The organism is uncultured Ruegeria sp. (assembly GCF_947500045.1).
Classification (GTDB): Bacteria; Pseudomonadota; Alphaproteobacteria; order Rhodobacterales; family Rhodobacteraceae; genus Ruegeria.
In genome coordinates, this window is the sequence record NZ_CANMQQ010000002.1 from 359824 (window position 1) to 381729 (window position 21906).

The 21906-nt window shown below is 57.4% G+C and carries 19 protein-coding genes; 5 read left to right on the top strand and 14 right to left on the bottom strand.

The window, feature by feature from the left end:
* Positions 1 to 2 precede the first annotated feature (2 nt).
* The gene (locus Q1B46_RS05310; RefSeq protein WP_299945544.1) at positions 3 to 1319 is read left to right on the top strand and encodes an MATE family efflux transporter; all 1317 of its coding nucleotides are present in this window, start codon (positions 3 to 5) and stop codon (positions 1317 to 1319) included.
* On the opposite strand, the gene arsC is transcribed toward Q1B46_RS05310, so the two are convergent.
* The 3 genes from arsC to Q1B46_RS05325 are packed head-to-tail and all read right to left on the bottom strand — an operon-like array spanning position 1316 to position 3100.
* On the bottom strand, positions 1316 to 1657 hold the full coding sequence (gene arsC, locus Q1B46_RS05315) for an arsenate reductase (glutaredoxin) (protein WP_299945546.1): 342 nt from the start codon (positions 1655 to 1657) through the stop codon (positions 1316 to 1318). The two genes, Q1B46_RS05310 and arsC, sit on opposite strands and share 4 nt — an antisense overlap.
* On the bottom strand, positions 1654 to 2712 hold the full coding sequence (locus Q1B46_RS05320) for a quinone-dependent dihydroorotate dehydrogenase (RefSeq protein ID WP_299945549.1): 1059 nt from the start codon (positions 2710 to 2712) through the stop codon (positions 1654 to 1656). The genes arsC and Q1B46_RS05320 overlap by 4 nt, the downstream gene beginning before the upstream one ends.
* Positions 2713 to 2761: 49 nt before the next feature.
* Positions 2762 to 3100: a DUF952 domain-containing protein gene (locus Q1B46_RS05325; protein WP_299945551.1), complete on the bottom strand. Its 339-nt coding sequence runs from the start codon at positions 3098 to 3100 to the stop codon at positions 2762 to 2764.
* Positions 3101 to 3208: 108 nt separating this feature from the next.
* Here Q1B46_RS05325 and Q1B46_RS05330 point away from each other — a divergent pair, with 108 nt between their 5' ends.
* On the top strand, positions 3209 to 4786 hold the full coding sequence (locus tag Q1B46_RS05330) for a bifunctional metallophosphatase/5'-nucleotidase (protein WP_299945554.1): 1578 nt from the start codon (positions 3209 to 3211) through the stop codon (positions 4784 to 4786).
* 51 nt (positions 4787 to 4837) lie between these two features.
* Here the strand turns inward: Q1B46_RS05330 and Q1B46_RS05335 are convergent, their stop codons facing one another.
* Positions 4838 to 6490, bottom strand: a complete 1653-nt coding sequence (locus Q1B46_RS05335; protein WP_299945557.1) for a tetratricopeptide repeat-containing sulfotransferase family protein — start codon at positions 6488 to 6490, stop codon at positions 4838 to 4840.
* Between the two features lie 150 nt (positions 6491 to 6640).
* Here Q1B46_RS05335 and mnmH point away from each other — a divergent pair, with 150 nt between their 5' ends.
* A complete protein-coding gene (gene mnmH, locus Q1B46_RS05340) occupies positions 6641 to 7693 on the top strand; it encodes a tRNA 2-selenouridine(34) synthase MnmH (protein ID WP_299945559.1) in 1053 nt (350 codons plus the stop codon).
* On the opposite strand, the gene selD is transcribed toward mnmH, so the two are convergent.
* Genes selD through Q1B46_RS05375 form a run of 7 tightly spaced genes read right to left on the bottom strand, consistent with a single transcriptional unit; the run spans position 7684 to position 15779 of the window.
* Positions 7684 to 9843, bottom strand: a complete 2160-nt coding sequence (gene selD, locus Q1B46_RS05345) for a selenide, water dikinase SelD (protein ID WP_299945561.1) — start codon at positions 9841 to 9843, stop codon at positions 7684 to 7686. The genes mnmH and selD overlap by 10 nt on opposite strands.
* 5 nt (positions 9844 to 9848) lie before the next feature.
* Positions 9849 to 10235 carry a Na+/H+ antiporter subunit G gene (locus Q1B46_RS05350; protein WP_299945564.1) on the bottom strand — a complete coding sequence of 129 codons (387 nt, stop codon included), beginning with the start codon at positions 10233 to 10235 and terminating at the stop codon, positions 9849 to 9851.
* Positions 10236 to 10242: 7 nt separating this feature from the next.
* A complete protein-coding gene (locus Q1B46_RS05355; RefSeq protein ID WP_299663972.1) occupies positions 10243 to 10512 on the bottom strand; it encodes a K+/H+ antiporter subunit F in 270 nt (89 codons plus the stop codon).
* A complete protein-coding gene (locus tag Q1B46_RS05360) occupies positions 10509 to 11006 on the bottom strand; it encodes a Na+/H+ antiporter subunit E (protein WP_299664042.1) in 498 nt (165 codons plus the stop codon). The genes Q1B46_RS05355 and Q1B46_RS05360 overlap by 4 nt, the downstream gene beginning before the upstream one ends.
* Positions 11006 to 12553 carry a monovalent cation/H+ antiporter subunit D gene (locus Q1B46_RS05365; RefSeq protein WP_299945566.1) on the bottom strand — a complete coding sequence of 516 codons (1548 nt, stop codon included), beginning with the start codon at positions 12551 to 12553 and terminating at the stop codon, positions 11006 to 11008. Before Q1B46_RS05365 ends, Q1B46_RS05360 begins: the two co-directional genes overlap by 1 nt.
* On the bottom strand, positions 12550 to 12909 hold the full coding sequence (locus tag Q1B46_RS05370; RefSeq protein ID WP_074735349.1) for a Na+/H+ antiporter subunit C: 360 nt from the start codon (positions 12907 to 12909) through the stop codon (positions 12550 to 12552). The genes Q1B46_RS05365 and Q1B46_RS05370 overlap by 4 nt, the downstream gene beginning before the upstream one ends.
* Complete coding sequence (locus tag Q1B46_RS05375) at positions 12909 to 15779, bottom strand: monovalent cation/H+ antiporter subunit A (protein WP_299945569.1); 2871 nt, start codon at positions 15777 to 15779, stop codon at positions 12909 to 12911. The genes Q1B46_RS05370 and Q1B46_RS05375 overlap by 1 nt, the downstream gene beginning before the upstream one ends.
* A gap of 239 nt (positions 15780 to 16018) precedes the next feature.
* Between Q1B46_RS05375 and Q1B46_RS05380 the strand changes: the two genes are divergently transcribed.
* Together Q1B46_RS05380 and Q1B46_RS05385 are read left to right on the top strand one after the other, a co-directional pair.
* Complete coding sequence (locus Q1B46_RS05380; RefSeq protein WP_299663963.1) at positions 16019 to 16489, top strand: rhodanese-like domain-containing protein; 471 nt, start codon at positions 16019 to 16021, stop codon at positions 16487 to 16489.
* Positions 16489 to 17313, top strand: coding sequence for an alpha/beta fold hydrolase (locus tag Q1B46_RS05385; RefSeq protein WP_299945573.1), 825 nt, complete (start codon positions 16489 to 16491; stop codon positions 17311 to 17313). Before Q1B46_RS05380 ends, Q1B46_RS05385 begins: the two co-directional genes overlap by 1 nt.
* On the opposite strand, the gene mdoH is transcribed toward Q1B46_RS05385, so the two are convergent.
* Genes mdoH through Q1B46_RS05400 form a run of 3 tightly spaced genes read right to left on the bottom strand, consistent with a single transcriptional unit; the run spans position 17314 to position 21895 of the window.
* Positions 17314 to 19185: a glucans biosynthesis glucosyltransferase MdoH gene (mdoH, locus tag Q1B46_RS05390; RefSeq protein WP_299945576.1), complete on the bottom strand. Its 1872-nt coding sequence runs from the start codon at positions 19183 to 19185 to the stop codon at positions 17314 to 17316.
* Positions 19182 to 20681 (bottom strand): glucan biosynthesis protein G, encoded by a 1500-nt coding sequence (locus Q1B46_RS05395; RefSeq protein WP_299945578.1) that lies wholly within the window; start codon positions 20679 to 20681, stop codon positions 19182 to 19184. Before Q1B46_RS05395 ends, mdoH begins: the two co-directional genes overlap by 4 nt.
* Positions 20678 to 21895: an OpgC family protein gene (locus tag Q1B46_RS05400; RefSeq protein WP_299945580.1), complete on the bottom strand. Its 1218-nt coding sequence runs from the start codon at positions 21893 to 21895 to the stop codon at positions 20678 to 20680. The genes Q1B46_RS05395 and Q1B46_RS05400 overlap by 4 nt, the downstream gene beginning before the upstream one ends.
* Positions 21896 to 21906 lie beyond the last annotated feature (11 nt).

Below are 21906 nucleotides of genomic sequence, written 5' to 3' on the forward strand. Positions count from 1 at the left end.
GCATGGAACACGCCAACGCGCCCCTCACGCACAGGCGGGTGCTGAAGATTGCTTTGCCGATTGTGTTGTCCAATGCCACCGTCCCGATCCTTGGGGCGGTGGACACGGGCGTTGTCGGCCAGATGGGGCTGGCTGCTCCGATCGGCGCGGTCGGAATGGGGGCGGTAATTCTGTCGGCGATCTACTGGATTTTCGGCTTTCTGCGAATGGGCACTACCGGGCTGGCGGCACAAGCGCGCGGTGCTGGGGACACCGCTGAAACCGGTGCTTTGCTGATGCGGGGCCTGCTGCTGGGCGGGGTCGCAGGGCTGTTCTTCATCGCCGCCCAGATTTGGGTATTCATGGGGGCTTTTGCGCTGTCGCCTGCCAGCGCTGAAGTCGAATCCCTGACGCGCGCCTATCTCGAGATTCGCATCTGGGGGGCTCCGGCAACAATTGCCCTTTATGCGGTTACGGGATGGCTGATTGCGGTCGAACGAACACGGGGCGTGTTTGTCCTGCAGATATGGATGAACGGGCTGAATATCGCCCTGGATTTATGGTTTGTGCTTGGCCTGGGATGGGGCGTTGAAGGCGTCGCCATCGCGACGCTGATTGCCGAATGGACAGGCCTTGCGCTGGGCCTGTGGCTTTGTGGTGATGCGTTTGGCGGCAAGCAATGGTGCGATTGGCCCCGGATATTTGATCTCGCCCGGCTTCGTCGGATGATGCAGGTAAACGGCGATATCATGGTGCGCTCGGTTCTGCTGACGGGCGCGTTCACTACGTTTCTGTTTGTAGGTTCCGATCTGGGTGATGTGAACCTGGCGGCCAATCAGGTGTTGCTGCAGTTTCTCGAAATCACCGCCTTCGCGCTGGATGGCTTCGCCTTCTCGGCCGAGGCATTGGTGGGTGGCGCTGTTGGCGCGCGCGACCGCCAAAAGGTCAGGCGAGCCTCGGTTCTGGCGTCACAATGGGGTGTTGGCGGGGCCGTCGGACTAGGGCTGGTGTTTTATCTGGCCGGTCCTGCGCTGATTGATCTGATGTCAACTTCGCCCGAAGTCCGAGTGACCGCACGCGAGTATCTGCATTGGGCTGCTCTGGCACCGGTCATCGGGGTAGCAAGCTGGATGTTTGATGGTATCTACATCGGGGCGACCTGGACCCGCGATATGCGCAACGCGATGATACAGTCGGTTGTTATCTATGTAGTGGCCCTGTTCGTACTTGTACCGACCCTGGGCAATCACGGTCTTTGGGCGGCACTGATGGTTCTGAACATCGCGCGCGGGGTGACGCTTGGATGGCGGTATCCAAAACTGGAGGCCCGGATCGCCTAAAGTACATCAAGCAAGTTCTCTGGCGGGCGTCCGATAGCGGCTTTGCCGCCCGCGATAGCAATCGGTCGCTCGATCAGGATCGGATACTCGGCCATTGCCGAGATCAGCGTTTCTTCGGCAGAAGTTTTGGTCAGGCCCAGTTTTTTGAACTGTTTTTCGCTGGTCCGCATCAGTTCGATCGCAGATATACCAAGGGATTTCAGCAACTGGTTAAGCTCATTGGTTGAGGGCGGGTTTTCAAGGTACTTTCGAACTTTGACCTTTGCACCGTTTTCTTCCAACAAAACCAAACCTGCGTGCGATTTGGAACAACGCGGGTTGTGCCAATACTCGATCATAGCCAATCCTTTCGCTTGCTGCCGACTGCTTGCGCAACGGATGTATACCCGTCGCGCGCCAGAAGCCTGTCCAGCCCGCTGGCGATTTCAGCGGCAAGAGATATTCCACCATAAACCATTGCTGTATAGAATTGGACCGCTGACGCGCCTGCGCAAATCTTGGCATAGGCTTGTTCGGCTGTGCTGATACCGCCGACACCGATCAGGGGAATATCTCCGTTGGTCAATTGGCTGAGTTGTGCCAGGACGCGTGTCGATTTTTCGAACAACGGCGCACCAGAAAGCCCGCCCGCCTGATCTTTGTCCGGGCTATGCAATCCCTCGCGCGACAAAGTTGTGTTGGTGGCGATCACCGCATCGACACCTGTCTCGCGCGCGACCTCGGCGATGTCTTGCAATTCAGCGTCCGTCAGGTCGGGCGCAATTTTCAGGAACACGGGTAGCGGGCGGGGCAGCGCGTTGCGGGTGTTGATAACTCCACTCAGAAGCACGCTCAGCGCAGCCTTGCCTTGCAAATCGCGCAGCTTTTCGGTGTTCGGTGATGAAACATTGACCGTGGCAAAATCCAGATGAGCGGCGCAATGGGCCAGAACCTTTGCAAAATCGCCGGGTCGGTCGTCGCTGTCCTTGTTAGCTCCGAGGTTGAGGCCAATCACCGCATCCTTGGGGCGGTGTGAAAGGCGGGCCGCCATCACGTCCATGCCCTCATTATTGAAACCGAAACGGTTGATGGCAGCCCGGTCTTCGGTCAGCCGGAACAGACGTGGTTTTGGATTCCCGGGCTGAGGGCGTGGCGTCACAGCACCAACTTCAACAAAGCCAAAACCAGCGCGGGAAAGCGGGCCAAGAACCTCACCATTCTTGTCGAAACCGGCGGCTAAACCGACTGGGTTGGGTAGATCAAGCCCGGCCACTTGTGTTTTCAACCGCTCAGACGTTACCGGTCCGGGCGACGGTGCAAGACCGGACTTCAAGGCCTTGATCGACAACCCATGAGCAACTTCAGGATCCAAACGATGCAGGGCAGCCAGCCCAAGTTTCTCGGTCAGTTTCATCCGGCCAGGGCCTTATTTCTGCAGGAACGCCAGATCAGGGATGCTGTCGTCATGCCATCTCCTCCGGAAATTGATGTGTTTTACCATCAAAAGGCAGGTCGCAAGACCACACCACATCGCTGATGCGAATCTGGCGATAGAGATGGGGAAACAGCGCACCACCGCGCGAGGTTTCCCATTTCAGATTGCCCCCCATGGAATCCGCCTCACAAGCCAACAGCGTCAGCCCTTCGACACCGGCGAAGTGCTTTGCTGCAGTTTCGGCTGCTTGTTCAGCGGTCGAGAAGTGGACAAAACCATCGGCCACATCAATGGGCGCACCGTCTGAGGCGCCTTGCGCCTGCAAATGGGCCCACTCGTCGGCCCGGAAAATCTTGTAAATCAGCATATCGGTCTGATGCCCCGCGCAGCAGATGGAATCAAGCCGGATTTCCCCCTTTGACTCTTTGCGATGCACGGCGCACGATCACGAAAAACAACGATAGGGAGTTTTAAGATGTTCACTCGTTTTCTCGCTTCTGCAGCGGTACTCGGCCTAACTGCAGGCATGGCCGCTGCTGAGTACAAGCTAACGATCCTGCATACCAATGATTTTCACTCGCGCATTGAGCCGATCAACAAATATGACAGTGGTTGTGGGGATGAAGACAACGCCGAAGGTAAGTGCTTTGGCGGTTCGGCGCGTTTGGTGACTGCGGTCGAAGACGCGCGTGGCCGGGCTGAAAACTCGATCCTTGTGGATGGGGGAGACCAGTTTCAGGGCTCATTGTTCTACACCTACTACAAAGGCAAAGTTGCTGCCGAATTTATGAATAAGCTCGGCTATGACGCGATGACAGTGGGTAACCACGAGTTTGATGACGGCCCCGAAATTCTACGCGGATTTATCGATTCGGTCGATTTCCCGGTGCTGATGTCGAATGCGGATATCGCGGATGAAGAGCTTCTGACTGACAAAATCAAGAAATCCACTGTGATCGAAGTGGGTGGTGAAAAGATTGGCCTGATTGGTCTGACACCGGAAGACACGCATGACCTCGCCTCGCCTGGCCCGAATATCACCTTCTCGGACCCAGCACCTGCGGTTCAGGCTGAAGTGGACAAGTTGACCGGTGAAGGTGTGAACAAGATCATTGTTCTCAGCCACTCAGGATATGGTGTGGATCAGCGCGTGGCGCAGGAAACCACAGGTGTCGACGTGATCGTGGGCGGGCATTCTAACACCTACCTGTCGAACACATCGGACAAGGCTGTGGGGCCGTACCCAACTGTTGTGAACGGGGTGCAGATCGTACAGGCCTATGCTTATGGCAAGTTCCTGGGCGAACTGAACGTGACCTTCGATGATGATGGCAATGTTGTCTCGGCAGCCGGTGAGCCGTTGATCATGGACAACGCCGTTGCTGAGGATCAGGGATCGCTGGACCGCATCGCCGAGTTGGCCGCACCACTGGAAGAGATTCGCAACAAGGTTGTAGCTGAATCGGCGGCCTCGATCGAAGGTGACCGGTCGATCTGTCGCATTCAAGAATGCGAGATGGGCAACCTAGTTGCCGACGCGATGCTTGCACGGGTTGCCGATCAAGGCGTTCAACTTGCAATCGCAAATTCCGGCGGGCTGCGCGCCTCGATCGATCCGGGTGAAGTAACCATGGGCGAGGTTCTGACGGTTCTACCGTTCCAGAACACACTCTCGACCTTTGAAATCAGTGGTCAGGGAGTGATTGACGCGCTCGAAAACGGTGTAAGCCAGGTCGAAGAGGTCAAGGGCCGGTTCCCACAGGTGGCGGGCATGACCTTTACCTGGGATGCGTCGGTTGCCCCGAACGAAGGCCGGATCGTCGAAGTCATGGTTGCCAATGGCGGTGGCTATGAGCCTATTGATCCTGCAGCGACCTATCTTGTTGTCACAAACAACTACGTCCGTAACGGCGGCGATGGGTACAGCGTGTTCTCGGGTGAAGACAAGAATGCTTATGACTTCGGACCTGATCTGGCGGATGTAACGGCGGAATACCTAGCCGAGAATGCCCCGTATCAGCCGTATCTGGACGGGCGTATCAAACAGAAGTGAAGCATTCACCGCTAACAGTAAGGCCGCCTTTCGCAGGCGGCCTTTTTTGGTTCAGTCAAACGTATATTCAGGCCAAAGCGCCGGATCGAGGCCCTCTAGCAGGGGCTGAATGTGATCGGTGACATCGCGCCAGCCCCCTATAGACCCGGTCGAGATTTTCTTGCGCACCTGATCAACGCTGGCGGTAAGCACCTGTTTGGTGTTTTGCTCGGGGTGGATCATCTGCACGTCCCAATCGAGGCCACAGAAAGCGGCGATGCTTTTGCTGTGAGTCTCGGGCTCGGCGACCAGATTTTCATAAGAAACGGTTAAGATACGATTGCCGAACAGCTTGTCCCATCGCGCCATGTAGCGCTTGTAAAGGTTGGCCGAATGGGCGATCGCCTGCAAGTTCGACGCATAGCGCAACCCCGGTTCCGGAAAACGCCTGATCCACTTGGACAGACCGACATCCCGAGGGTCGCGCATCATGTTGATGACACGCGCATCCGGGAAGGCCGTTAGCAGAAAACCCATCCACTGATAATTGTGGGGCATCTTGTCGACGAAGGCAGTTGTACCATTGGGGATCGGGGGCATCAGCCTGCGGAATTCCTGTGCAAATTTCGATGCGGATTTTGCATCGAACGGATCGCCCGAGTCGACAAACGGCTGCGAGAGATCAGCCCCCAGCATAAGTTCCCCACAACCCGCGACACCGGGAATGGAACTCAGCATCAATTCCATCAATGTGGTGCCAGAACGGGGTTGCCCGATCACAAAGATCGGCTTGGCGGCACGATCATGATCCGCAGCCACAACTGGACCATCTGTGGAGAAAAGGTTGCAAATATCGCTTTGCTTTTTCTCTTCCAAGGCGAAGTTATAGGGGTTGGTATCATGCTGCGCTGCATTGGCGCGCGCGAACTCAGGCAACGCAGCACTCAATCCATCGCGTGTCAAAGTCACATTCGCCTTTGCGAACTCGAGCAGTGAATCGGAATGGTCGCTATGCGAAATGGCAATTTCGATAGCATTGGCAAGTTGCTCTGATTGCTTTTCATTAGCAATCATCGACATCTGGTAGAGCGCTGCCGCAGACGCAGGGTTTGCGTCAAGAACAGTCTGTAAAACCAGCCTGGACCCGCCCTTGTCCCCGGTTTGATGTAGATCAACCGCTTTTCGGATGGCTATGTCTTCGTTTTCGGGCGCCAACTCGTAGGCTCGTGAAATATCCTCAGAACAATGCTGTGCATATCCTATTTGCCCATATGCACGGGCCCGCGACGCAAGCAGATCGGCATTGTCGGGGTCAGTTGCCAGTTTTTGGGAGGCATGATCGATGATTAAACGCCAATTCTGCCCTTTGAGTTGGATTTCATCGATAACCCGGGTCAACTCCTTGTTGCCGGGGAACTGCTGCAACTTATGTTCAGCATAAGACAGCGCGCGCGGAATCTGGCCCGTCTGCATCAACGCATTGGCCAGATTTTCTACAAATTGCGCTTCGTCTGGCTTCATACGCGATGCTGCGGCGAAATGCGGGACGGCTTGCTTGTACCGTTCCATCTCGGTCAACACAAAACCCGCGATGGCTTGGTAATCTGAATCCTTGGGAAATTTCTTGATGCCCAACTGCGCCTTTTTCAACGCCTGCGGCAGCTTTCCCGCCCCGAGATCGCTCAGTGCTTTGCTCTTGAGGGTGTTTGGGGTCTGTTGTGCCATTTGAGTGCACGTCCCATGTCAGTATGAAGCCAATATAGAAGGTTCATTACCCAAGCGAGATCGTATTGCAATGGCTCATCGCAGCGTCATTCCGACGTTGCGATCGACCGCTCGCTTTTATTTCGCGCGCATGCACGGTAGACCGCTGGCATGACTTTGAATTTTTCCAGTTTGCCGCAACTCTACGACCACAAGTTTGATACGATTATCGACGTGCGCAGCCCGGCCGAGTTTGCCGAGGATCACATGCCCGGTGCGATCAATCTGCCGGTTCTGGATAACGAAGAACGCGCGCGGGTTGGTACGATCTACGTCCAGCAGAGCCCGTTTCTGGCCCGGAAACTTGGGGCTGCGCTGGTGTTTCGCAATGCGGCAGATCACATTGAAAAACACCTCAGCCATCATGAGGGCGACTGGAAGCCGTTGGTCTATTGCTGGCGTGGGGGGCAGCGGTCGGGGTCTTTCGCATGGATGCTTCAACAAATTGGCTGGCGGGCTGAGGCAGTTGAGGGCGGGTACCAAACCTATCGTCGACTGGTAAAGCAATTCTTCTATGATGATGCGCTGCCCTATCGGTTGGTCGCGCTGGATGGGTATACCGGAACGGCCAAAACCGATCTGTTGGCGTATTTGCAGGCGCTTGGCGTTCAAGTGCTGGACCTTGAAGGTTTGGCCAATCACCGGGGTTCGCTGCTGGGTGAAAGGCCAGGTGGTCAGCCTGCTCAGAAAGCCTTTGAATCCGCTTTGGCCGCTGCTCTGAGTGGATTGGACACAGCGCGGCCTGTCGTGGTTGAGGCTGAATCGTCCAAGATCGGAAACTTGATCCTTCCACCCAGCCTTTGGTCGGCGCTGTGTTCGGCACCTCGCATCCAGATCACGGCTCCGATCGAGGCGCGCGCTGCCTATCTGGTTTCCGCATATGACGACATCCTTTCAGATAGCGAACAACTGCGTGATCGATTGTCGCCCTTGCGGTTTCACCGCGGCCATGAAGTTGTGGACGGTTGGCTGGACATGATTGATGCCGGGGACAAACGCGGGCTGACGCAGGCGTTGATGGCACAGCATTATGATCCGGCCTACGCCAAATCGCGCAAAGCGCAGCGTGCCGAGGTGATCGCACATATTGATGCCCCATCACTCGACGATGCTGGGCTGTCAGCAATGGCGGTTCGGATCGAAAAGATATTGGGTCAGCTTTGAATGCGCAGACCTGGCGTCGCATTCAGGTGACCGATCAAGGCAGCAGGATACCCAGCCGCCTGCAATTTGGTGCATAGTTGTTCAGCCTCTTCAGCCGCGACGGCTGCCAAAAGACCTCCGGCTGTCTGCGGGTCGAACAATAAGTCGCCCTTGCCTCCGGTCGGAAGTTCCGGGGTGATGGCGCGGTTATCGGCATAGATCGTGGATTGGATCCCCTGATCGTTTAGTTCCATTGCGCCTGCCATAACCGGGATCGCGGTAAGCAAGAGCGTTGCGCCGCACCCTGATGCTTCGCACATGCCCTGCAAGTGACCGGCTAAACCAAACCCGGTGACATCGGTCATTGCATGAGCGTTACGCAGGATGCGGGATGCCTCAGCTTGCGGCTGTACCATCTGTTCGAACGCCGCCGCGACCCAAGCGCCTTTCGCCTGACCCGCCATCTCGGCAGCCATCAGAACGCCGCTGCCCAGCGGTTTTGTCAGGATCAGGGCGTCATTGGGCTTTGCACCACCCAGCGTGATGGGCTCGGCTTCGCAAAGCCCCGTCAGCGTGAAACCAACGGTCATTTCGTCACCCATCGAGCTGTGGCCACCCACGATCGCCGCCCCGGCCTGATGCATGACTTCGCTGGCGACACGCATGATCTCGGCCATTGTGCGCTGCTGAAGCTCAGCAGACATGCGGGGCAGGATGATCGTGGCAGTTGCGGCTTGCGGTTGCGCACCCATCGCCCAGATGTCGCCAAGCGCGTGAACGGCGGCAATGCGGGTCATCAATGCGGGGTCATTGGTGAAGCTGCGCAGGTGATCTGATGTCATGACCTGTTGGGCATCGCCCGTTCGCAACACCGCCGCGTCGTCGCCCGGCAGGGGCGTCAGGTCCGGCCTATCGAGCTGTGGAACGTCCCGCAGCGCAGCCTGCAAAGCCCCTCGGCCAACCTTGGCGCCGCATCCACCGCACATGGGTTTCTTTCCCAGCGCGTCTTGTACCCCCGCCGCGTAATGCCGAGGCAAGGCAGGGGCAGGCATCTTGGGCAGGTTTCGGAACCGGTTCATGAACCGCTGGTCAATGTGGTTTTTCCATTTCCACATGAGCGGCCCGCTGAACGAAGTCCCCAGCCGTTCTGCCAGTGCGGACTTGCCACCCAGCGATATAAGTTTCAGATAATCCTTCTGCGGCACATAGCGACGCATTTGCCCTGCACCCAGCGCCGAGCGCAGGTTGTCATACAGAACTGGCGCCTCGCGCACCGCATAGACACCCGCCTTGGGGCGTGGATTATCGGACAGGTGGGCACAATCACCGGCGGCAAAAATCGTGGGATTACTGGATTGCAGATATGCGTTCACATTGATGAAGCCATCATGAAGGGCGAGGCCACTATCTGATATCCACTCATAGGGTCGCGCGCCCGCCGCGCCGGTGATGAATTCGGCGGGGATTTGGCGGCCGTCGATCAGATCAATCTGACCCTCGGATATTTGTTGAATCGAAGCGTTCTCAAGAACTTCGATCCCGAGGCGCTCCATTGTCTGCCGGATCGTGGCCGAGGCCTTGGGGACTGCGGCTGTCAAAGCGGTGGCATTGTCAATCAACGTGACCCGCGCTTCGCGCCTTTTGGATCGCAGTGCATATGCCATCGCCATGACCAGTTCAACACCGGCAACGCCACCGCCAATCACGGCGATCGAGGCTGGCCCGGTTTCCGAAAGAAACCCCTGCCATCGCGCCGCGAAAGGGCCAAGTGGCTTGGCAGGGACAGCATGTTCGGCAAACCCGGGCAAAGCTGGCATATCGGACGTAATACCGACATTGACCGAGGCGACATCAAACGCCACCGGTGGGCGTCCGGGGACATGAACGTGCCGCGTGTCAGAATCGATGCCTTCAACTGCGCCCAGTATCACCCGCGCACCAGCAAAACGGGCCAGACGGATCAGATCAATGTCGAGTTCCCACCGCTGATAGTGACCCGCGACAAAACCCGGCAGCATTCCCGAATAGGGCGCGGTCGGCCCCGGGTTGATCACGGTTACACGTGCGCCGGGCAGCGGGTTCATTCCCCATTTCCGCAGCAGCAGCGCATGCGTATGCCCCCCGCCAATCAGAACCAGATCACGGGTCAGGGGCAGCGGAGGTGTGTGCATTGATTTCAGTTCGCGCTGTGGTCCGGGACGTCTTCGACCTGCTCGACTGCGTGGGTAGCCCAAAGCTCATCCTCGCCCGCATCCGGAAGATCGCTGGGTTGTTCATGACGGTGAATGTGCCATTTGGCAATGAACAGGGCCGTGATCGGGGCGGTTAAAAACAGAAATAGCGTGATCAGCAACTCATGAAGCGAGAGCTTGCCTTCGAGCAATACAGAATGTGTGATCGACGCCAGCAGCACGCCCCCAACACCCAGCGTCGTCGCTTTGGTCGGCGCATGCAGGCGTGACATCGGGTCCTTAAGCTTGATCATGCCGAAAGATCCGACAAAGCCAAAGATACCCGAGACGATCAGGAAGAAGGCGATGAGCAGTTCGAAGATGAATGTCATACTGCCCTCACTCGATGATATTGCCGCGCAGCATAAAGCGCGCATAGGCAACGGTTGAGACAAAGCCCAGCATGGCGATGATCATGGCGGCCTCAAAGAATATCTCGGTGCCCAATCTCAGGCCGTAAAGGATCATCAGGGCGATGGTATTGATCACCATCGTATCCAATGCCAACACGCGAGTGCCAACGCCATCTGCGGTGATGATCCGCCACAGACACATCATGATTGCCGCTCCGAAACAGACAAATGCAAAGGAAATCGCATATTCGATCATTCGAAAATCTCCTTGAGGCGACGCTCGTAGCGGTGCTTGATTTCATCCCGCACGTCTTCGGGGTTTGGCGCGTCCAGACAGTGAACCAGCAGGTTATGCCCTTGTGCAGACAGGTCGCAACTGACGGTGCCCGGCGTCATGGTGATCGTGCCGGCAAGCACTGTGATCGCCTCGGGCGTTCTCAGTTCCAGAGGAATGCTGACAAACGCGGGCTGACGATCGGCATCCCGTTTAAATAGGATGATCCGGGCAACCGTTATGTTTGCTATCACGATGTCCCACAAAACCACTAGCATGTATTCAATGACCATCGGCCAATTGCGCAGCTTGGGTCGATCGGGCCAGTAGGGCTGCGTGATGAAAGGAATAATGACCCCCAGAAGCAACCCAAACACAAGCGAATTCAGTGACGGTTTGTTTGCCAGCAGTACCCAGACAATCGTCAGCAGAATGGTCAGGTGAGGGTGGGGAAATATCCGGTGCAGCAGCTTGATCATTCTTCCCTCCCCAGCACGGCCGAGATGTAGTTCTCGGGTGTAAACAATTGTTCTGCTGTCTTGTTGGTGTACTCCAGGGCGGGGCCCGCAAACAGCGTCAGCAGAACAAGACCAAGAACCGCGCCAAAGACCGCAGTGAAGGCAAGACCTGGGTGCGGCTCGGGTGCTGACATCGTGGTCTCAGTGCCCTCATCGCGTACAGCCTCAACAGGTGGAACGACCTGCGCATCATAGCATTTCCAGAATATCAGTGTTCCCGCGCGGGCCAGCCCGACGATGGTAATAAACGATCCGATAAGAATAACCGCCCAGACTGCATTTGCATCCGGAGCATTCCTAGAGGCGTCCAGAACAAGCAGCTTGCCGACAAAGCCAGAAAGTGGCGGCATACCGGCCATCGCAATTCCGCCAACGAAGAACAAAGCCGCAACCAAACCAGTTTGAGGCATCGGATTCGTCGGAGTAATAGCCCCACCACGACGTTCCATTACCATGTCCGCCACAAGGAATAACAACGCTGTGGCAAGGGTTGAGTGGTAAATGTAATACAACGCCGCAGCTGTTGCGACTTCGCTGAACAGCGAGATGGCAACCAACAGCGTACCCATCGAGGTGATGGCGCAAAAGGCGACCATGCGTGCGATATGCTGCGAACCCAGGATGCCAATGGCCCCGACCGCAAGTGTTACCAGCGCCGCAGGCTGCAACCATGCGCCGACCAACCCTTCGGTCACGGCAACGTCTGGTCCGAAGGCGAGAGTGTAGACCCGCAGGATAGAATAGGCACCAACCTTGGTCATGATCGCGAACAAAGCGGCCACAGGCAGCGGCGCATTGGCGTAGCTTGCGGGCAGCCAGAAATGCAGGGGCAGCACGGCGGCCTTGACGCAGAAGACCAATAACAACAGCACAGCACCTACGCGCAGAAGCGCTGTGTCTTCCGGTGGAATTTCTGCCACGCGGACCGCAAGATCAGCCATGTTGAGTGTGCCGGTCACAGAATAGATTGTCCCGAGCGCAAACAGGAACAAGGTCGATGCCAGCAAGTTATAGGTGACGTATTGCACGCCGGCTTTCAGTCGCACGGCACCGCCCCCATGGGTCATCAGGCCATAGGATGCGATCAGCAGAACTTCGAAGAAAACGAACAGGTTGAAGGCGTCGCCGGTCAGGAAGGCTCCGCATACCCCCATGAGCTGGAAATGGAATAAGGCATGGAAATGCTTGCCCCTGTCATCCCATCCCGATCCGATAGCGTAAAGCACAATTGGCAGGGCCAGCAAAGCGGTCAACAGAACCATCATCGCCGACATCCGGTCCAGCACCAGCACGATACCGAATGGAGCAGGCCAATCACCCAGCTCATAGACTTGGATTTCCCCGGTCGTGGCCTGCGAAGTGATGGTCAACGCGATGCCCAACAGCGCCACTACACCTGCAACCGAAAAGATGCGCTGCAGGTCCAGATGGTATCGCAGGACCATGATGATGAACGGGGCCAGGATCGCGGGAAGGACGATCGGCGCAACGATCCAGTGGTTCATGCGTCTTCTCCCGGCGCGTCCACGCTGTCGCTTGCGCTCATGTCGATATGGTCATCTTTCGAGGACAGATAGGCCGAAAGCGCGATCATGACGATGACCGCTGTCATCCCGAACGAGATTACGATGGCCGTCAGTACCAGCGCCTGCGGGAGCGGATCGGTATAGGGCACGTCTTCGTATTTGTTCAAAACGGCTGGTGCATTCAGCGCCAACCGGCCAGTGGCAAACAGGAACACGTTCACGGCATAGGTCAGCAATGACAGGCCAAGAATCACAGGGAACGTCCGTCGACGCAAGATCAGGAAAATCCCGGCGGCAGTCATGACGCCAACTGCAGAGGCTACGAGCGCTTCCATCAGACCTGCTCCTTCTCTTGTTCTTCTTCAGGAGGGTCGTCCCGCAGAGGGTTGATATCCATCGGGAATTCCTGCGCCATTCCGGGCTGCCATGCAAAGCGCGACAGGCTGTCGAGTGCCAGCATCACAGCACCCAATACCGCGAGGAAGACGCCGGTATCGAACAGAATTGCGGTGGCCCATTCGAACTCTTCCAGCGGGGGCCAGTGGATATACCCGAAATCACTGGTCAGGAACGGACGATCATTGAACCAAGCACCCAGACCGGTGGCGGCGGCAATCAAAACGCCCCAGCCGATGGTACCATGATAATAGAACCGCTGCCGTTCGATGGCCCATGTGTACCCGCTTGCCATGTATTGCATCAGATAGGCGATGGCGACGATGAGGCCTGCGATAAATCCGCCTCCGGGCTGATTATGGCCGCGGAAGAAGATGTAGGCGCCAACCATAAGGGCGATGGGCATCATAACCCGCGTGGCGACAACCATCATTAGCGGGTGCGAGTCGCCCGATTGCGGCCAATGCGGTTTGCGGTTCAGCAGGTAGCCGCGCACGTTGGTGCCCAGTACCGACTCGGTCAGGGCGAAGATGATTAGCGCGGCGATGCCCAGCACGATGATCTCGCCAAAGGTATCAAAGCCCCGGAAGTCGACGAGGATCACATTCACGACGTTGGTGCCCCCGCCGCCTTTGTACGAGTTGGCCAAATGAAACTCTGAAATCGTGGGAAAGGCGAAATCCCGCATCATCAGGGCGTAGATCAACGCGCCCGAGCCGATACCGGCGACAACTGAAATCGCGGCATCGCGCCAGCGGCGGGCCGCGCTGCTGTCCCATGGTGTTTCGGTCGGTAGGAAGTTCAACGAAAGCAGCAGCAAGATCATCGTCACGACCTCGACCGAGATCTGGGTTAGCGCCAGATCAGGTGCCGAGAGGTAGTTGAAGGCCATGGAAATGATCAGGCCAACCACTCCGATCAACACCAGCGAAAGCAGCCGGTTGCGGTGGAACCACATGATTGCCAGCGTCGCACCCACTAGGCAAATCCAGCCCACAATCGGGATCGGTTGCGCTGGCAGTGGAATGCGCGTTTCAACACCAATTGTACCAGTCGAGTAGGCGTAGTAGCCAAGCCCGACCGTGAACGCGACAAAGATGATGGCGTAGCGGCTGATCACGCCATTATGCAGCTCATCTGTAAACCAACGGCTGATGCGGGTCAGTGCCCCGATGATCGCCTCGAATATCACCTTAGCCTCGGGTCGAGGCAGCGCATTCCAAAGCCGTTCACCGCGTTTGTGCAGCGACAACAGGAACAGGCCGCCCAACGTCGCGACCGCGGACATATAAAGCGCGGGCGTGAAGCCGTGCCACAGCTTCAGTGAATAATAGGGCAGCTTTTCGCCACCAATCACGGCACTGGATACAACCGCGACCAGCGGGCCGACGATGGCCGCCGAATAAAGGCCGATCACAACAACCAGGACCACAAGGAAAGCTGGCGCCAACCAAAGACCAACAGGCGGGTCATGTGGATGCGCGGGATAGTCTTCCCGCGCAGGCCCCAGGAACACGTGACCGACAAAGCGGAAGGAATAGGCTGCAGAGAATAGTGCTGCCAGCAGCGCCAGCCCTGGCACCAGATAGTGCGAATGCAGCCAGGTGGTGTGAACCGTCTCTTCAAGCATCATCTCTTTCGAGAGGAACCCGTTCAACGGTGGCAGCCCGGCCATCGACAGGGCCGCGATGGTGCCGATCGTAAAGGTGATTGGCATCAGGTGGCGCAGCCCACCCAGTCGTTTGATATCACGCGTCCCGGTTTCGTGGTCAATGATACCGGCAGTCATGAAGAGGGCGGCCTTGAAGGTCGCGTGGTTGATGATGTGGAAGATGGCGGCAACCGCCGCAATCTTGGTGCCAAAACCCAGCAGCATCGTCACCAGACCCAGATGAGAGACCGTCGAAAACGCCAGCAACGCCTTAAGATCATCTTTGAACAGCGCAATCACCGCGCCCAGCAGCATGGTGACCAGTCCGGTCGTCGCCACGATATAGAACCAAGCATCGGTGCCCGCCAGAACGGGCCACATCCGCGCCATCAGGAACAGCCCGGCCTTCACCATGGTGGCCGAGTGCAGATAGGCTGAAACCGGGGTAGGCGCGGCCATGGCGTGTGGCAGCCAGAAATGGAATGGGAACTGCGCGGATTTGGTAAAGCACCCCAAAAGGATCAGGATCAGTGCAGGCAGATAATAGGGCGAGGCCTGTATCAGCTCCTTGTTTTGCAGGATATCGCTCAGGTCATAGGATCCTACGATGTTACCCAGGATCAGCATTCCGGCGATCATCGCAAGACCACCTGAACCGGTAACAGCCAGCGCCATGCGCGCACCTTGCCGCCCCTCGGGCAGGTGCTTCCAATATCCGATTAGAAGAAATGAACTGAGTGACGTAAGCTCCCAAAAAATAAGCAAAAGAAGGATATTGTCAGATAGAACGATCCCGACCATCGCACCCTGAAACAGCAACAGATAGGTATAGAACTGCCCCATCGGATCTTCGCGTGACAGGTAGAACCGGGCATAGAGGATTATCAGCAGGCCAATGCCAAGGATCAGCAGCGCAAACAGAAACCCCAGCCCGTCGAGCATGAAATTTGCGTTCAGGCCCAGCCCCGGTATCCAGTCGAACCGCGCGGTCACCACGTCTCCGCGCATCACGCTTGGGATGTGGATCAGCAATCCCATAAGAGCCAGGAACGTGGTCAACCCCGCCGCCGATGCCGCTGCGTTTCGTCCTGCCCGGATCAGCAGGGCTGGAAAGACAGCTCCGAGGAAGGGAAGGGCCGCGATAAGGAATAGGGACAAGTGCGATACTCCGATCTGGGCGGTCAAGATGACTGATTTGCTAGGGATAATTTATTGACTGCTCGGAAATTGCAAGGTTTTGAAAGGTTTTAAAGGACACATATTGGGTAGGAGTTACCTGCTTTGGTGTTATTTACCAGCGAGATAATGACGTGAACTTGATCTGGTGGTCGAATTTCCCGAAAGCGCTACGATTTTGCGTGTGATAAATACAACCTGTTACTGCAGGAGAACGCCGTATGGCGGATACGAATAACCGTACCCGAAGGTGGGTTGTGCTGGGCGGAATCGCTGCCATTGGCGCGGGATTCGCGATACGCGAATACCGGTTGATTCCGCAGGATTATTCGGGCGATCAACTGGATGTCGCCAAGGCCCATCAGAAGGCAGTAGCGGGGGACATTCTTTTGGTGGATATTCGCACTCCGCGCGAATGGCGCGCCACTGGCATTGGTCAGGGCGCACAGCCGCTGGACATGCGTCGCGAGGATTTCGTGCAAGCGCTGGCGCAGCTGACGGATGGCAATACTTCAGCTCCTGTTGCGTTGATCTGTGCCCGTGGGGTCCGGTCGGCGCGGTTGAGCAATCAACTCACTAAAGCTGGTTTTACAAATGTCATTGACGTGCCCGAGGGGATGCTTGGCTCGGCCGCTGGGCCGGGTTGGGTGCGCGCCGGGTTACCGGTTGAGGCTTTTTCAGAGGGGACGTGATGAAGACGCATTACTGGGTGTCATTCTGCCTGGCAGTTGCGGGGCAAGCGGCGCTTGCCGCGTGTGGACCAGACGAGGGAACTTGTGAAACCACCTCGGGTGAGTATCACATCGAACTCCCGGACGCTGACAACCCGCCTTTGGTGGTTTTCCTGCACGGGTATGGCGGAAGTGGCAGCGGAACCATGAATAACCGCGGTATGGTCGCCCCTTTGATCGCGCGCGGCTATGCCGTGATGGCGCCTGAAGGTCTGGAACGGCCCGACCGTGGCGGCACCAAAAGCTGGAACTTCTACCCTGGTTTCGGAGATCGTAATGAGACGGCGTTTCTAAACGAAGCGGTCGAAGATGCGGCACAGCGGTTCGGTATCGACAGCGATCGAGTGGTTTTAGGTGGATTCTCAGCCGGGGGTTTTATGGTAAACTATCTCGCCTGCGAAGCGCCCGAAACCTTTTCGGCCTACGTGCCTGTTTCAGGCGGATTCTGGCGTCCGCACCCCGAGGCCTGTGAGGGACCGGTTCGGATGTTCCACACCCATGGCTGGACCGACAATGTGGTGCCGCTTGAGGGTCGTCTTCTGGGCGGAGGAATGTACCATCAAGGTGATATCTTCGCAGGATTGGAAATCTGGCGCATTGCCAATGAATGTGTTGATACCAAACCCAGCGGGTTTTCAACCACGGGCCAGTTCATGCGTCGGAACTGGATGGGTTGCGCTGAAGGCAGCGCACTGGAATTTGCATTGTTCCCCGGCGGTCATACTGTACCCAAAGGTTGGGCCGACATGATGGTGGATTGGTACGAAGGGTTGCCCGGCAGCTGATTATTCTGCCGGGGTGACGATGCCCTTGCCCTCGATCACGCGTTTCAGCTCATCTCGATAGCGGCGGGCCGAGCGTGTGATGGCGGGCTCGCTGAAATCTTCACGCATTCCGACCATGCGGCGCGCAGCGCCCGCCGATACGCCGCTGAGTGCAGACAGCGGGATCGCCAGCGCAAGGCTGATTGCAATCGGGGCCAGCCAGACCGAAACCAGGCCGGCAAGGATACCAACACCCAGCGCCGCGCCGCTGACGGTTTCCAACGCGTGGCACAGTATCAGCGTGCGCAACCCATAGCTGCCGCCGTCACGGGCCTGCGGGGACCAGCCCTTTTGGATACCAAAAGCGGTGCGGAATACGGCGATCATCTGTTGCACCATTAGAATGGGAGCATAGAGGATCGACAGGACAACCTCGGATAGAAACGAGGTGAAGAACTTGCGCGTTCCGCCAAAATCGGAATAACGCACACCGCTGAGCGGCAGGGCTGCCACGCCCAGAACTTTGGGGGCCAGCAACATGGCGTACATCACCAGAATGATCAGCACATGGCGCGTCTCGGACATCTCGGGCCATTGCGGGAACAACGGGTTGTCCGGGCTGAAATAATGCAGGACCGAGGCTTCTTCCCCCTGACCGATCAGTGCCCACATCACCAGCAGGGCAAACCACAGCGGTGACATCAGATATCCCACTGCGCCGTGGAACATGTGGAACCGTGACACAGCCCGGAACCCGGTCGAACCCAGCAGTTTCAAGTGCTGCAGGTTGCCCTGACACCAGCGGCGATCGCGCATGGCGTGGTCGATAAGGGTGGGTGGTGTCTCTTCATACGAGCCGCGGATACGCGGGAGGAAACGCACGGCCCATCCGGCGCGGCGCAACAGACCGGCCTCGACGAAATCGTGGCTCATGATCAGCTTGTCCTGCCCGCTGAGCGATCGCAGTTTGGGCAGACCAGCACTTGATGCAAATGCGCGGGTGCGAATGATGGCATTGTGGCCCCAATAGTTGCCCTCTTGCCCGCACCACCGTGCAAGGCCTTCGGCAAAGGCAATCCCATAGACGCCATTGGCGAACTGCTGCATTCGGGCAAAGACCGATTGCGCGCCGATTAGTTGCGGATAGCTTTGGATCAGTCCCGCGCGGGGGTCGCGCGCCAGCGCGTCGGTCAGACGCCTAATTGCGCGACCGGTCATCAGGCTGTCGGCATCCAGCACCAGCATCGCGTCCCAATCCGCGCCCCAACGGCTGACCCAATCTGCGATGTTGCCCACCTTGCGATCGGTGTTCGCGGGACGTCGGCGGTAGTAGAGCTCAAGGCCTGGCGCCAAGGTTGTCCGCATTGCTTCGACGCTGGCCTGTTCTTGTGCCGCGATCTCGGGGTCGCGCGTGTCGGACAGAATGAACATCGCATAGTGGTGCTGATCACCGCGTTTCTGTAGGTCCTCAAGCATCGTGCGGGCGTTACCCAGCACGTTCCATGGCACCTCGTTATAGACGGGTGTCAATAGCGCCACGCGCAAGGGTTGCAGACGGCCTTCACGTTTTGGCTGTTCCTGTCGGGACAGCGAGACCATGCCCAACAATACGGTGCAGACGGTAAAAGAAATCCAGAAGAAGTTGAACGAGATCAGCGTCAGCAGGATGGCTTCGACCAGATTGATCCCTTCGGCGCTGAACCAATCGGACATGACCCAGAGCAAGCCCAGAGCCGCGGCCATCGCCGGAGAGAAAGCCAGCGCACGCCAGAACCCGGCAGAAACTTTCCGACCGCCCGCAGGCACTTGCGCGTCACGAAATCCTTGCGCAAAGTTCTGCGCTGGCATCGCCAGCGGGGCCTCTGGCGGCATGATATGAAGATCGCGGCTCATGAAGTCCAACGGTAAAGCCAGACTTCAGAGGCCGGCTGTTTGTCTTTCAACAGCTGCGCGCGCAGCTCCACGTGGTTTCGTTCACCCGATTCGAACGAGAATGCCAGTCGCAGACCGCCTGTGTCGGGATTACGCTGCAGCACACCGTCAGACGTTTCGGCATGCGGCGAATCCACGAAGACGGTGATTGCATCGAGGTCATCGAACAGATCGCTGTCTTCAAAATCGATCACGGCAAGACGGCCATCGCCAAAGGTATTGTCGCCCATCGCGGTGTTGATCACGCGCGGCATTGGTGTGCGTTGGGGCTCCTCCCCCCAGACCAGACGATACGAGAGGTCAATTTGACTGCCCGCAATGTAAGGCTGCATCGGGCGCCAATAGGCGACGATGTTGTCATAGATCTCCTGATCCGCCGGAATTTCAACTAGCGTGACAGTACCTTTGCCCCAATCTTCATTGGGCTCGACCCACAGACCGGGGCGTTTGTGGTAATTCGCCTCAAGGTCTGCATAGTCCGAGAACTCTCGCTTTCGCTGCATCAGACCAAATCCGCGTGGATTGGTATCCACGAAAGACGAGATTTGCAGTCGGGTCGGGTTTGCCAACGGCCGCCACAGGACTTCTCCGGCACCATTGCGGATTAACAGACCATCGCTGTCATGTACGGCGGGGCGAAAATCGTCGAAGCGGCTGTGGTTGGTTTGGTCAAACAGGAACATCGATGTGCCGGGCGCGATACCGACATGGGTCAGTTCGGTGCGCGGAAACAGCGTAGCCTCGACATTCATCTCGCAATCCGCACCGGCGGTGACGTCGAAGCGGTACGCGCCGGTGACGCTGGGGCTGTCCATCAGAGCGTGCACAACCATAGCGCGCTGACCCGGTTTGGGGCGTTCCAGCCAGAACCGGATGAATTCTGGGAACTCCTCACCATCCGGATCGCCGGTCTTCAGCGCCAGACCACGGGCGGACAGGCCATACACCTCGTGTAAGCCGATGGCGCGGAAATAGCTGGCGCCCTGCCAGACGCAGAACTCATCGGTTTTGCCGGGACGGTGCATTTCGGTGCGTAGGCGCAGGCCGGAAAAGCCCAGCGTGTCGTCGATGGGCAGCTCGGGCACGTCCTCGGATTTGTCAAACATTGCCAGATCGAAGGCGACAGGTGTGCTGATCCCGTCCTCGACCGTCGAAACCTTCACGGTGCGTGGGAAATACAGGCCCGGGGTAAAGAAATCGACGTTGAAGGGCGTCTCGGTCTCGTACCAAAGCGCACGGTCCAGCCGGAATCGGATTGAGCGATATTGCTGGTACGTCAGGTCCTGCCATTCCTGTGGAACCATCTCACGCTCGGCATAGTCGCGGCTGGCTAGATCGCGGGCCATGGCAATGACATCTTCCCGGCTAAACGGAGTCTCACCACCCGTGGCGTATGCTGCCGGGGCGAGGGCCAAAGCGGTTGATGAGGCCAGAAATGCGCGACGAGTAAAATTCATTTCTTCGATTTCCAAGGATGAGACTTGAACCAAGCGGCCAGATAAGCCACGCCGATGATCATGGCAAAGCCAATCATGTTAGCAGCGAAAACACTGGCAACATCCCGCCCACTCAGATCCAGTCCGACGCCGATAAGCCGTGCTGCAGCCATGGAAAATACGAACACCGCAAGCGATTGCTGCCCGACCTTGGTGATGACGGTCAGCAGGGATTGCCACACCTTGGCGGCTGCCCCTTGGCCGGTCGCGATCAGACGATGGCCATGCTCACCCGCGATCACCCAGCCCAGATATGCCAGCGAAAGGAAATGCAGATAACGGAACAAGCCAAAGTCGGTCTTGTTGCGGAATTCTTTTGTTACCGGCCAGACCTTGCGGATTTCGTCAGCCAGATCGGGTGCTACCGCATTGATCCATGTGAAAACCTTCCACGAGCCAAACGGCATCGAGAGAATCAGGAACAGGACCGCTGCCCAGATCAAGGTTTTCGACACCGGAGGGGCCGGAATCCAGCCACGCATGAAGGCGAATCCGGTGAAGAACAGCAATTGCCAGCCGAATGGGTTGAAGAACCACTGGCGATCCGACCAAGGCTCGGCAGGCAGATCAAGGTAATCGTATTGAGCGACAAGCCAGATCGTGACCGAAGCCAATGCGACCGCCCAGAACCCGATGCGATGGAGCCCCATGAACAGCGGCATCATCGCCAGCACCACCAGATACATCGGCAGGATGTCAAAGTAGTTGGGCACATAGGTCAAAGTGAACAGCCCCACGATCTGCGAGGCAGGGTCATTGAAGAAATGCTGCAGGTTCAGGGATGAGACATAGGTTTTCTCGAATAATCCCGACTGATCCAACGCGGCCATGGTCATGGCGACGAAGAAGAAGAGGCAGATATGGGCCCAGTAGACCTGCCAGATGCGGAAACTCACGCGCGCAGTGCCCAACCACCAGCCCTTGCGCAGAAAGGCGCCGCCAAATGCAATTGCCGAGGCCATGCCCGAGCAGAAAACGAAAATTTCAGTCGCGTCTGAGAATCCGAACCGCGCGGGAATCCACTTGGCCCACGGATCGTTCGGGATATGGGCAATCAGGATGATGAACATCGCGATGCCGCGATAGAAATCCAGACGCGGATCGCGCGTGCGGGCAGGGGCAGCAGTCTGGGACGCCACCGGAGCAAAATCAGAAGCGGGCGATGCAGTCGCCATACAAGTTCTGT